This is a genomic window from Pseudomonas sp. PDM32, assembly GCF_019219225.1.
GTDB lineage: Bacteria > Pseudomonadota > Gammaproteobacteria > Pseudomonadales > Pseudomonadaceae > Aquipseudomonas > Aquipseudomonas laurylsulfatiphila.
Map to the genome: position 1 here is coordinate 445,428 of NZ_JAHUWE010000002.1, position 12,437 is coordinate 457,864.

12 protein-coding genes and 1 riboswitch are annotated in these 12,437 nt (G+C 60.5%); of the genes, 5 read left to right on the plus strand and 7 right to left on the minus strand.

Going from position 1 to position 12,437, the window contains the following annotated elements; genetic code table 11:
• Nucleotides 1-56 precede the first annotated feature (56 nt).
• A riboswitch (cobalamin riboswitch) is annotated at nucleotides 57-290 on the minus strand.
• Nucleotides 291-443: 153 nt separating this feature from the next.
• A complete protein-coding gene (locus tag KW846_RS05565; protein WP_218481565.1) occupies nucleotides 444-1,028 on the plus strand; it encodes a hypothetical protein in 585 nt (194 codons plus the stop codon).
• A 66-nt stretch (nucleotides 1,029-1,094) separates the two neighbouring features.
• A complete protein-coding gene (locus KW846_RS05570) occupies nucleotides 1,095-2,408 on the plus strand; it encodes a sorbosone dehydrogenase family protein (RefSeq protein ID WP_218481566.1) in 1,314 nt (437 codons plus the stop codon).
• A gap of 118 nt (nucleotides 2,409-2,526) precedes the next feature.
• Here the strand turns inward: KW846_RS05570 and KW846_RS05575 are convergent, their stop codons facing one another.
• The 6 genes from KW846_RS05575 to KW846_RS05600 all read right to left on the minus strand — a co-directional run bounded on the left by KW846_RS05575 (nucleotide 2,527) and on the right by KW846_RS05600 (nucleotide 7,858).
• Nucleotides 2,527-3,189 (minus strand): class I SAM-dependent methyltransferase, encoded by a 663-nt coding sequence (locus KW846_RS05575; RefSeq protein WP_218481567.1) that lies wholly within the window; start codon nucleotides 3,187-3,189, stop codon nucleotides 2,527-2,529.
• 18 nt (nucleotides 3,190-3,207) lie between these two features.
• A complete protein-coding gene (locus tag KW846_RS05580; protein WP_104449855.1) occupies nucleotides 3,208-3,744 on the minus strand; it encodes a C40 family peptidase in 537 nt (178 codons plus the stop codon).
• A gap of 165 nt (nucleotides 3,745-3,909) precedes the next feature.
• Complete coding sequence (locus KW846_RS05585; RefSeq protein ID WP_218481568.1) at nucleotides 3,910-4,542, minus strand: C40 family peptidase; 633 nt, start codon at nucleotides 4,540-4,542, stop codon at nucleotides 3,910-3,912.
• Nucleotides 4,543-4,763: 221 nt separating this feature from the next.
• Complete coding sequence (hda, locus tag KW846_RS05590) at nucleotides 4,764-5,468, minus strand: DnaA regulatory inactivator Hda (protein WP_007898944.1); 705 nt, start codon at nucleotides 5,466-5,468, stop codon at nucleotides 4,764-4,766.
• Nucleotides 5,469-5,688: 220 nt separating this feature from the next.
• Entirely contained in the window at nucleotides 5,689-6,762 is a 1,074-nt protein-coding gene (locus tag KW846_RS05595) for an AI-2E family transporter (protein WP_218481569.1), read from the minus strand.
• Nucleotides 6,763-6,799: 37 nt separating this feature from the next.
• Entirely contained in the window at nucleotides 6,800-7,858 is a 1,059-nt protein-coding gene (locus tag KW846_RS05600; RefSeq protein WP_218481570.1) for a DUF2066 domain-containing protein, read from the minus strand.
• A gap of 384 nt (nucleotides 7,859-8,242) precedes the next feature.
• Between KW846_RS05600 and purM the strand changes: the two genes are divergently transcribed.
• From purM to KW846_RS05615, 3 genes are read left to right on the plus strand one after another with little or no spacing between them, the layout of a single operon-like run.
• On the plus strand, nucleotides 8,243-9,301 hold the full coding sequence (gene purM / locus KW846_RS05605; protein WP_008049708.1) for a phosphoribosylformylglycinamidine cyclo-ligase: 1,059 nt from the start codon (nucleotides 8,243-8,245) through the stop codon (nucleotides 9,299-9,301).
• Entirely contained in the window at nucleotides 9,301-9,951 is a 651-nt protein-coding gene (purN, locus tag KW846_RS05610) for a phosphoribosylglycinamide formyltransferase (protein WP_218481571.1), read from the plus strand. The genes purM and purN overlap by 1 nt, the downstream gene beginning before the upstream one ends.
• 8 nt (nucleotides 9,952-9,959) lie before the next feature.
• The gene (locus tag KW846_RS05615) at nucleotides 9,960-10,673 is read left to right on the plus strand and encodes a DUF3108 domain-containing protein (protein ID WP_218481572.1); all 714 of its coding nucleotides are present in this window, start codon (nucleotides 9,960-9,962) and stop codon (nucleotides 10,671-10,673) included.
• A gap of 104 nt (nucleotides 10,674-10,777) precedes the next feature.
• Here the strand turns inward: KW846_RS05615 and KW846_RS05620 are convergent, their stop codons facing one another.
• Complete coding sequence (locus KW846_RS05620) at nucleotides 10,778-12,403, minus strand: methyl-accepting chemotaxis protein (RefSeq protein ID WP_218481573.1); 1,626 nt, start codon at nucleotides 12,401-12,403, stop codon at nucleotides 10,778-10,780.
• Nucleotides 12,404-12,437 lie beyond the last annotated feature (34 nt).

Below are 12,437 nucleotides of genomic sequence, written 5' to 3' on the forward strand. Positions count from 1 at the left end.
ATAACGGCGGGCAGGCACAGCAATAGAAGGCAACAAGCCTGGCATCGCCCACCGTGATGCCGCTGGATGAATCAGGCCGGTCTCCGGGCTCATGAGTGGCTTGAAGCCAGACTGCGCGCCTTCCCGCATCGAATCGACACAGTGGCATCAGACACAGTTTTCACTCATTTACCGTTGCGGGGGCAGCGCCGGAATTGCGGGTCTTCGACCAACAGAAGAACTCGCTCACCGGCTTCCCTGTTTCACTCTGTCGACCCAAGTCACAGAGCACCTGAAACAAGCCGCGAAGGTTAGAGGGTTGGGGGTGGAGCGTCAATTAAAGCCGGGAGGCCAGCTGCCGAATAACTGTCGTCAATCAAAAAACTGACGTCAATCTTGTGCCTCGCTCTCAGCAGTGATATCAAAGAGCCACAACCTCACAACACAATAACAAGGGTGAGCCCATGCAAGGCATGATCATCAGCAATCCAAAGCTGGAATTCCTGCGCCCTGTGCTCGAGCGCTGGTTCGAATGCATCGACCGCTATAACGCCGTCCGCGGTGATGGCGACACCCCCTACTGGCACGACGAAAAAGCCAATCTCGGGCTGCTGTCGGCCGCCGCCTGGATGGCCGAGATGGTCACACTGCAACAGACACCCACCCGCAAGCAGACCGAAGAAGGCGAACGCAACGGCCGAGCCGACCTGTTCCTCGCCTCGCCCGAAACCCGCGCCTACATCCAGACCAGCCAGCGCTGGCCACGGGTCAACAGCCTCAATCTGAGCCAGGCGCTGCTCGACATCGCCAGCGATGCGAAACGCCTGAGCCACGCCAGCGACCTGAAACTCGGCTGCCTGTTCGTCGCCCCGCAAAAAGCCCAGCAAGGCGCAACACCGGAAGAACTCCAGGACATGGTCGACGACCTGCAAAAGGAACACACCTGCGCGGTCGCCTGGTATTTCCCGTATGCCTACCGCAAGTTGCGCAATGAAGCCGGCAACTATCACCCCGGCATTGCGGTGCTGTTCAAGGAAGCACGCGGCTAGGGGTTGAACCATTGGACGACGACGCGTCTCTATGATTAGAACAAGGCATTCATAGGGAACACCCGTATGCGCACGCCCCCGCTCGTTCTCGTTATCGCGATCTGCGGAGGGCTCGCCGGTTGTAGTGAGACCGCCGGCCTGCAAGTCCCCGACGGCACCGGCCCCTCTCCGCAACTGCCGCCCCCCAACAAAACCCTGCTCCCGACTGTGAACATCGCCCCGGCCATCGGCTGGCCACAGGGCGCGAAACCCGTCGCCGCCGCAGGCACTCAAGTGGCCGCTTTTGCCGAAGACCTGGATCACCCCCGCTGGCTTTATGTGCTGCCCAACGGCGACGTGCTGGTGGCGGAAACCAACGCGCCCCCCAAACCCGAAGACGGCAAAGGCATTCGCGGCTGGGTCATGAAACAAGTCATGGGACGCGCCGGAGCTCGCGTGCCCAGCGCGAACCGCATCACCTTGCTGCGCGACAAGGACCACGATGGCGTCGCGGAAACCCGCACGGTGTTTCTGCAAAACCTCAACTCGCCCTTCGGCATGACGCTGGTCGGCAATGACCTGTATGTGGCCGACACGGACAGCCTGCTGCGATTCCATTATGAAAACGGCGATACGTCGATCAAGTCGCCGCCGGTCAAAGTGGTCGACCTGCCGGGCGGCCCGCTGAACCACCACTGGACCAAAAACGTCATCGCCAGCAAGGACGGCCGCAAGCTCTACGTCACCGTGGGCTCCAACAGCAACGTCGCGGAAAACGGCATGGACAAGGAAGAAGGTCGCGCAGCGATCTGGGAAGTGGACCGTGCCACCGGCCAGCACCGGATCTTCGCCGCCGGCCTGCGCAACCCCAACGGCATGGCCTGGGAACCGCGCAGTGGCGCGCTGTGGACTGCGGTCAACGAGCGGGATGAAATCGGCAGCGACCTGGTCCCGGACTACATCACCTCGGTCAAGGACGGCGCGTTCTATGGCTGGCCGTACAGTTACTACGGCCAGCATGTCGATATTCGCGTCGAGCCGCAAAACCCCGACCTGGTGGCCAAGGCCATCGCTCCGGACTATGCCGTCGGCCCACACACGGCATCACTGGGCCTGACCTTCGCTGAAAACAGCAAGCTGCCGCCGCCCTTCACCCAAGGGGCCTTCATCGGGCAGCACGGCTCCTGGAACCGTAACCCCCACAGTGGCTACAAAGTGATTTTCGTGCCGTTCAGCGCAGGTAAACCTGCGGGACAACCGATTGAAGTGCTCAGCGGCTTTCTCAACGAAAAGGAAGAAGCCATGGGCCGCCCGGTGGGCGTGGTGATCGATCGGCAGGGCGATCTGCTGGTGGCCGATGATGTGGGGAACAAGGTGTGGCGGGTGTCGGCAGTGAAATAAATTCCAACTGCCAACATATTCCCCTGTGGGAGCGGGCTTGCTCGCGAATGCAGGCTGCCAGTCGACTGATGTTTTGACTGATACACCGCCTTCGCGAGCAAGCCCGCTCCCACAGGGTTCAGCGCTTGCGACAGAGTGTGAGCCCATCACCCAACGGCAACAGCGACAGATCCACCCGCACATCATCCTTCAACGCCTGGTTGAGCGCCTGGATCGCCCGGGTGTCCGCGCTCTCGGGGCTGGTCTCAAGCACGCGCCCGCTCCACAGGGTGTTGTCGAACACCGCCAGCCCACCGACCCGCAGCAAACGCAGGGCATGCTCCAGATAACTGGGATAGTTGGCCTTGTCGGCATCGATGAACACCAGGTCGAACTGCTCGCCCTGACCTTGCCGCTCAAGCTCGGCGAGGGTTTCCAGTGCAGGTGCCAAGCGCAGGTCGATCCGCCCGGCGAGTCCCGCTTCCTGCCAGTAGCGCCGTGCGATGGCGTTGTAGTCGCCGGGGATATCACAGCACATCAGCGAACCGTCAGCCGGTAATGCAGCCGCCATGCACAGTGCGCTGTATCCGGTGAAAGTACCGACTTCGAGCAAGCGTCTGGCGCCGGTCAGCTTCACCAGCAAGGCAAGAAACTGTCCCTGCTCCGGCGCCACCTGCCAGCGCGCCATCGGCAGCGCCTGGGTCTCATCGCGCAAGCGCTTGAGCAGTGGCGTTTCGCGCAGGGAAACATCGAGCAGGTATTGATAAAGGGCGTCGTCGAGATTCAGCGTGCGAGCAGTCATGAGCAGCAGCTCCAGACGTTACGGGTTGCGCGCCAGATGTTCAGGCTGCAGCACACGCTTGGCGCTCAGGTAGGCCTTCTGCCAATAGGCCTTGGACAAACTGTCGAGCTTAACGGTGCCGCCGGTGGCCGGCGCATGGACGAAACGCCCTTCTCCCACGTAGATCCCGGCATGACTGACCTGGGAACCGCCATTGGTGGCGAAGAAAAGCAGGTCGCCGGTTTGCAGGCCTTCCTTGCCGACATTCGCCGCTTGCATGGAGATCATCTCGCGCGTGGTGCGCGGCAAGGCAATACCGGCGACATCGCGATACACATAGGCGATCAGGCCGCTGCAATCAAATCCGGAATCCGGCGTGTTGCCACCCCAGCGATAAGGCGTGCCCACCAGGCCGAGCGCGCGAAACAGCACGTCTTCCGCTTCGGGCGAAAAAGCTTGTGGGGAACCAAATACGATGGGCGCGCGAACCACCGGTGCAGGAGGCGGTGTGCGGCTGGCGCAGGCACTGAGCAGGGCTGCGAAGAACATGATTGCGAGGCGGGCCGACGTCGTCATAAGCAGAGCATCCTGATCTGGCTGCGGCTTTTTCTGCCGGGAGTGCAGAAAAGAAAACCGCCTGCGCGGGACGCAGGCGGTTTGCCATCATTAATACATCAGGATTCTAGCTGCTATGGGGCAAACTTCAAGTAAGACTTTAAGTTCACCCTACAAACTGTGCACTTATTTGCGGGCAGTGACGATTGGAGACGCGTTAGGTGCCATCGCCAGGGCGCGCTTGGCCTCGATGAAGGTCTTGCTCCAGTAGCTGTCGCCCAGACTATCGATGCGTACACCACCGCTGCGGCGGCTGCTGGAGTGGATGAACTGGTTGTCACCCAGATAAATCCCGGCGTGACTGACGCGACCACGACGACCGTTGGTTGCGAAGAACAGCAGATCGCCCGGCTCAAGCTTGCTGCGCGAGACCAGCGGAGCGTCCACGTTGATCATTTCGCGGGTGGAGCGTGGCAGGTTCATGCCCGCTTCTTCGCGGAACAGGTAACCGATGAAACCACTGCAATCGAAGCCGGCTTCAGAAGTGCCGCCGAAACGGTAACGGGTACCGATCAGGGACATGCCGCGTTCGAGAATGCTGTCGGCCAGGACCGGAAGCTGGTAGGACTTGCCGCCAGCGAAGTCTGCGAGTTCTTTTTCGGTGGCCAGCTCTTCCTGAAAGAGAGCGGAAGACTGGGCAGTGGCCGAGTTTTGAACCTGCTGTTGCGGCGCTTGCTGGACCACTGGAGTGTGGGCAGCGCAACCGAACAACAGGGTGACGAGTGCGAGAGGCACGAGGGGTGCGAAGCGATTTAGCATGGGCACGACCGTGGCTGAAGTTGTAAAGAAGTCGAGACTATGCCCGCTATCGACCTCATTTGCAAATTCAATCAATCTTTTTGTGACTTATTGGTTTCTCGTTTACATCTAAGCGCTTAAGCCCATTTTAAACATGCACGCGGCCTGCAACCTTGCAGGAAAGCGGAATTTCTGGCGCCTGAAATATGCCGAAACGGCTAAAAGCCCCGGTTTGCGCGGGCTTACCAGCCGAGGGTTTCTTTCAAAAACGGGATTGTCAGCTTGCGCTGAGCCTGGAGGGAGGCCTGATCGAGACGCTCAAGCAGCTCGAACAGTGCACTCATGCTGCGGGTACCGCGAGTCAGGATGAAATGCCCGACCTCATCGGTCAGGTGCAGCCCGCGACGGGAGGCTCGCAATTGCAGGGCACGCAATTTGTCCTCGTCGGATAGTGGGCGCATCTGGAAGATCAAGGCCAGGGTCAGGCGCGACTTGAGGTCTGCCAGCTTCACCGGCAACTCGCGCGGGGATGTCGACGCGGCAATCAGCAGGCGCCGGCCACTGTCGCGCAGGCGATTGAACAGATGGAACAGCGCTTCTTCCCAGTCCGCCTTGCCGGCAACCGCCTGCAAGTCATCGAGACAGACCAGTTCGTACTGCTCAAGGTTATCGAGAATCTCGATTCCGCGATCGAGCAACTCGGCCAGCGGCAGATACACCGCAGGCTCTCCCAATTGCTCGAAGCGCAGGCAGGCAGCCTGCAACAGGTGCGTACGCCCTACCCCATCCTTGCCCCAAAGGTAGATCAGGCTTTCGGTCCAGCCGGCGTCGGCTTCGCATAGCCGCTCGACATAGCCGAGTGCAGCGGCATTGGCGCCTGGGTAGTAGTTGATAAAGGTGGCGTCGTCACGCAGACGCACACCTAGGGGCAACTGAATCGGTTTCATGCTGACTGAACAGTTCCAAAGGAACCGTTAGTGGCCTCTGTGTAAAGTTTGCGAAGTTTATACCCGTGAAGCGGGCCGCACAATGCGATAGACCACAAGCAAAATCAAAGGTTTGCGTTAACGCACCGGTTTTATGACAGTTTCTTTGGCGGTGCATGTGACAGTCGCGCTGTGTAATCAGGCGGACCCGGGGCAGCCCGCCATCGCCCATCGACACCTTTTACAGCTTCGGTTCGTCAACGCCCCCGTAGATATCGGAATCCTTATACAAATCTTGCACATGGCGCACCAGCACCATGATCACCGCGGCGACCGGCAATGCCAACAGCACACCGGTAAAGCCAAACAGTTCACCCCCGGCCAGGATCGAAAAAATCACCGCCACCGGGTGCAGGCCAATCCGGTCACCGACCAGCAACGGCGTCAGCACCATACCCTCCAGCGCCTGGCCGACCATGAACACCGCGACAATGCCGAGCATCGGGTAAAGATCACCACCGAACTGAAACAGCCCTGCAATCAGCGCCGCACCGATGCCGATGATAAATCCCATGTACGGCACGATCGCTGCCAGACCCGCAATCATGCCAATCAGCAAGCCCAGCTCCAGCCCGACCAGCATCAGGCCTGCCGCGTAGATCACCCCCAGGGCCACCATGACCAGCAACTGGCCACGAATGAACGCACCGAGTACTTCATGGCATTCACCCGCCAGCGACACCGCGCGCTCCTCACGATCACGGGGCAGCAGGTTGCGGACCCTGGCCATCATCAGGTCCCAATCGCGCAACAGATAGAAGCTCACCACCGGGATCAGCACCAGATTCGCCAACCAGCCAATCAACGCCAACCCCGAGGCCGTCGCATGACTCAGTACCACACCGACAACATCAGAAGTCTGACTCATGTGCTCGCCGATGGCGGCCTTGAGCCGGTCGAACTTCCAGAAGCCCTCCGACAGGCCGAATTTCGATTGCGCCCAGGGCAATGCCGTGTGCTGCAGCCAGTCGAGCATCTGCGGGGCCAGCTCATACAAACGAAACAGCTGCCGGGCGAGCAGCGGCACCAGGACCAACAGCAGCGCGGTGAGGATCAATGTAAACAGGGCAAACACCGCCACTACACCCCAGGTTCGAGACAGCCCCGCCTTCTCCAGTCGATCCACCAGCGGGTCGAACAGATAGGCCAACAGCAGGGCCACCAGGAACGGCGTCAGGATCGGATGCAACAACCAGACAAAAACACAAAGCAGGACCACCCCACCGAGCCAGAACCAACGCCGCGTATCGGCCATGAACCACTCCATTGCTTCTTATATAAAGAGAGAAAAACTACCAGCGAAACCGCAGTTGCGGTGTCGGGGCTGGCGCAGGTGCCGGGGCTGGCACCGCACCACCGGCGGCTGGCTGAACCGGCGCTGCCGGAGTCGGTGCCTGAGCCGCCGGCGCTTCCTGCAACCGTGCCAGCGACAGTTGCGCACGCAACTGCTCGGCGCTGCCATTGACCCGGTAGACGATCCGGTCGCCATCGACGCTTTGCACGCGCCCGCCAAATGGCTCCAGCAAGCGTCCAAGGGACGCGTAGTGCTCAAGATTCATGCCTTGCACTTCCAGCAATTGCGCGCTCGAAGCACCCGGCTTGGCGACAAACCGCGGCGCCAGGCGCTCATTGACCGCCAGCATCACCGCATCGGCCACGGCGGCCTGATCGGCGCCCTGCACGCTGCCTGCCTCTTTTTTATCCCCCAGCCACAATTGCCACTTGGCTTGCCACTGCCCGCCCTCCTCTTTGGCGTGTACCGCGAGCAGGGCGTCGGCGTTGTAGCGTTCCGATGCCGCAAGCAAAGGGCCGGAATCTGCGCCTTCCAGATTCGGAGCGGTCGCGACGATCTGTTCGTTCAGGTCCGCCAATGGCAAGCGCAATGGCAGGCCCCGGTGCTGGGCGGCCCGACGCAGCGGTGCCGCGCTGGCCTGGCCGTCACCCACCAGGCTTGAACCCTCGGTGGAATCGTTGAGCCACCAGCCGAGGATCGACGGCCGATTGGCCCCCCACATGGCCAGGCCTGCGCGGCGCAAGGCCTGCTCGGTGGTACCCGGGTCGAAATCGACTTTCAGGACTTCCGGCGGACCAGCTTCAAAGCCATATTGACTGATGATCTGTTGCGGATCTTTGCGAATGGCCGCCAGCCCCGGATTTTCAGCGGCCTTGGGGTCGCCGGTCAGGCGCAACACCAAAGTGTCCAATGCCCGTTGAGTCGCCTGGTCACGTTCCTCGGGCGACTGGCCATTCACCGGCTCGCGCACCTGATAAAGGCCTTTGACGGTTTCGGCATGACTGACCAGGCTGACCACTGACAAACAACTGACAAGCAAGAATTTACAAAAACGCATGGAAGATTCCTGACGACAAGAGCGGCTGGAACAGACCGCATGAAGACGATCGAGAAAGGCTGTGACCATTGCCCGACGCAAAACATTCACACGTCCCGGGTAAGTTTTCGCACTGTCATAACGATAGACGGTTAATCGCGACACCTTATACAGCCATGCAGGATGCCACCGACACCGCACATCAACGGTTTTTTTTAACGGATATGGCCCTGCTGTCGGCCTGAGGATGGCCGCTGCGGCTCAAGCCTGATAAAATCGCGCGCCTTCGCAGACCGGCAACAGCCGGGCACTTTCGAAATTCGCGTGAGGCAATCGCCTTCGTCGATTTCGGCGGCCCCGCTGGACTCGGTCGTTACCCCTGAATCCCCCCTAAAGGCCTGGATCATGAGCAAGCAACCCTCCCTGAGCTACAAGGACGCCGGTGTAGACATCGACGCCGGTGAAGCATTGGTCGAACGCATCAAGAGCGTCGCCAAGCGCACTGCGCGCCCGGAAGTCATGGGCGGCCTGGGCGGTTTCGGCGCCCTCTGCGAAATCCCGGCCGGCTACAAACAGCCTGTGCTGGTTTCCGGTACTGACGGCGTCGGCACCAAGCTGCGCCTGGCATTGAACCTGAACAAGCACGACAGCATCGGCATCGACCTGGTTGCCATGTGCGTCAACGACCTGGTGGTGTGCGGCGCCGAGCCACTGTTCTTCCTCGACTACTACGCCACCGGCAAACTGAACGTCGACACCGCTGCCCAGGTTGTTACCGGCATCGGCGCTGGCTGCGAACTGTCGGGCTGCTCGCTGGTGGGCGGTGAAACCGCTGAAATGCCGGGCATGTACGAAGGCGAAGATTACGACCTGGCCGGCTTCTGCGTCGGCGTCGTGGAAAAATCCGAAATCATCGACGGCTCCAAGGTTGCTGCCGGCGACGCCCTGCTCGCCCTGCCGTCTTCCGGCCCGCACTCCAACGGCTACTCGCTGATCCGCAAGATCATCGAAGTGTCCGGCGCCGACATCGAAAACACCCAGCTCGACGGCAAGCCGCTGACCGACCTGCTGATGGCCCCGACCCGCATCTACGTGAAGCCGTTGCTCAAGCTGATCAAGGAAACCGGTGCGGTCAAAGCCATGGCCCACATCACCGGTGGCGGCCTGCTGGACAACATCCCGCGCGTTCTGCCAAAAGGCGCACAGGCTGTGGTTGACGTAGCCAGCTGGAACCGTCCGGCCGTGTTCGACTGGCTGCAAGAGAAAGGCAACGTTGACGAGAACGAAATGCACCGCGTACTGAACTGCGGCGTGGGCATGGTTATCTGCGTGGCTCAGGAGCACGTTGAAGCCGCCCTGAACGTTCTGCGCGAAGCAGGCGAGCAGCCTTGGGTCATCGGCCAGATCTCCACCGCTGCCGAAGGCGCGGCTCAGGTAGAACTGAAGAACCTCAAGGCTCATTGATGTCTCAGACCTGTGATGTGGTGGTGCTGTTGTCCGGCACCGGCAGTAACTTGCAGGCCCTGATCGACAGCACGCGGACCGGCGACAGCCCGGTCCGCATCGCTGCGGTGATTTCCAACCGCGCCGACGCCTACGGCCTGCAACGCGCCAGGGACGCGGGAATCGACACCCGCACCCTGGATCACAAGGCTTTCGAAGGTCGCGAGGCCTTCGATGCCGCGCTGATCGAACTGATCGACGCCTTCAACCCCGAACTCGTGGTACTGGCCGGATTCATGCGCATTCTCAGCGCGGGTTTCGTACGCCACTATCAGGGTCGCCTGCTCAATATCCACCCCTCGCTGCTACCCAAATACAAAGGGTTACACACTCATCAGCGCGCGCTGGAGGCCGGCGACGCCGAGCACGGCTGCTCCGTGCACTTCGTCACCGAGGAACTCGATGGCGGACCACTGGTCGTACAGGCTGTAATACCGGTAGAGTTACAGGATTCGCCGCAGAGTCTGGCGCAGCGGGTCCATGCTCAGGAACACCTGATCTACCCGATGGCCGTACGCTGGTTTGCCGAAGGCCGTCTGGCCCTCGGCGAGCAAGGTGCTTTACTGGATGGACAGCTACTCGCGGCCAGCGGCCACTTGATTCGAAACTAGGAGATTTTATGCGTCGCGCCCTGCTCTTCGCTTGCGCTCTGCTCGCTATGCCCTTCGCTCAGGCGGCAGAACTTCAACCCTTCTCCGCCAGCTACACCGCCGACTGGAAACAGCTCCCCATGAGCGGCACTGCCGAGCGCAGCCTCGAAAAAACCAGCGACGGCAAATGGAAACTGAGTTTCAAGGCATCGATGATGATTGCCAGCATATCCGAGGAAAGCACCCTGACCCTGGACAAGGACACGCTTCTTCCCGAGTCGTACCACTTTGAACGTGGCGGCCTGGGCAAGGCCAAGAAATCGGACCTGGATTTCGACTGGAACACCAAGATGATCACCGGCACTGACCGCGGTGACGCCGTCAAGCTTCCACTCAACCGCGGCATGGTCGACAAGTCCACCTACCAGCTGGCACTGCAACATGATGTCGCTGCCGGCAAGAAGACCATGAGCTACCAAGTGGTCGATGGCGGCGAAGTCGACACCTATGACTTCCGCGTGCTGGGTTCGGAAAAAGTCGACACCAAGGCCGGCCAGATCGACGCGATCAAGGTTGAGCGCGTGCGCGACCCGACGCAGAGCAAACGCATCACCGTGATGTGGTTCGCCAAGGACTGGGATTACCTGCTTGTCCGCCTGCAACAGGTCGAAAACGACGGCAAGGAGTACAACATCATGCTCCTGGACGGCAAGGTCAACGGCAAGACTGTCAAAGGCAGCTGATCCGGATCGACACGAAAAGCCCCGCTATCGCGGGGCTTTTTTTAAGTCAAAAGATCGCGTAAAACTGTAGGAGCTGCCGAAGGCTGCGATCTTTTGATCTTCGATCAGACCGAAAACCGTGCCACCAGCGTATTCAGGTCCACCGCCAAGCGCGACAACTCCTGACTCGCCGCACTGGTCTGATTCGCTCCAGCCGAGCTCTGTTGCGCCAGGTCACGGATGTTCATCAAGTTGCGATCGACCTCCCGCGCCACCGCCGCCTGCTCCTCCGAGGCACTGGCAATCACGATATTGCGCTCATTGATCACCGTGAATGCCGAGGCGATGTCTTCCAGGGCAACGCCCGCCGCCTTTGCCGCCTCCAGCGTCGAGCGCGCCCGAGTGTTGCTCTGCTGCATCGAGCTGACAGCCAGTTCGGTACCCTGCTGGATACCGGTGATCATCTGCTCGATTTCCCGGGTCGATTGCTGGGTGCGATGCGCCAGTGCCCGCACCTCATCAGCCACTACCGCAAACCCGCGCCCGGCCTCCCCGGCTCGCGCGGCTTCGATCGCGGCGTTCAACGCCAGCAGATTGGTCTGTTCGGCAATCGCGCGAATCACGTCCAGCACGGTAGTGATGCCATATACCTTCTGCGCAAGCTCTTCGACCTGAGCGACGTTGGTCGTGACATCTTTGGCCAGAGACTCGATCGACAGCACCGTCTGGTGCACTTGTTCGCGGCCGTGTTGGGCAATGCGGTCGGACTCGCGCGAAGCCTGCGACGTTGCTGCGGCATTGCTCGCCACTTCCTCCACGGCAGCGGTCATCTGATTGACCGCCGTGGCCGCCTGCTCGATCTCCAGGCTCTGCTGATGCAGGCCTCGGGTAGCGTCTTCCGTGACGCAACTGAGCTCTTCCGAAGCAGAAGCCAATTGACTGGATGAATCGGATATACGCTGGATGGTTTCGCGCAAACTCTGCTGCATGCTCTTGAGCGCGTGCAGCAGCCGCGCGGGCTCATCCTTGCCGGAAATGCTGATGGCTGCAGTCAGGTCGCCGCCGGCGACCACCTCCGCCACTTTCAATGACTGTGACAACGGCAACACGATGCTGCGCGTCAACAGCAGTGCCAGGCCAATGGTGATCAACGCGGTCACACCGATCATTACCCCGACCCAGACCCGCGACTGGCTGAACACCAGGCGACCCGCTTCGGTTGCCAGATTGGCGTTGTGCCGATTGAGCTCGACCAGCTCCCTGAGCGTAACCGTGATTTCATCGGCCAGAGGATTCATCTCGCCATTGAGAATGGCCGCCGCCTGTTCCACCCGTCCCTGGGTAGCTTCGGCCATCACCTGACTCTGAAACTGCAGGTACTTGGCCTCGGCGGCCTTGAAGCGGTCGAACAACACGCGCTCTTCAGGCAGCACGATCAACTTGTCATAACGTTGCTGTGCACCATCGAGGACAGTTTTGAGATCGTTGATCTTGCTGACGTTCTGCGCCTGTGCCTGCGGGTCGCGATTGATCAGCAGACGCATGGTCAATGCTCGCAGCCGCAACATGTCCTGACTCATATCACCGACCGCCATGACACTGGGCAGCCAGTTGTCATCGACTTGATCGGACTGCGCCCGCATGTTCGACATCTGCAGCAGAGCGAAGGCGCCCAAGCCAAAAACCATCAACGCCAACAGGCCAAAACCGAGACTCGCACGCGGCGCAATATTGAGACTTCTGATGCTCATTCCCCTGGTTCCTTCCAAAAGCGCTGCGTCAGGC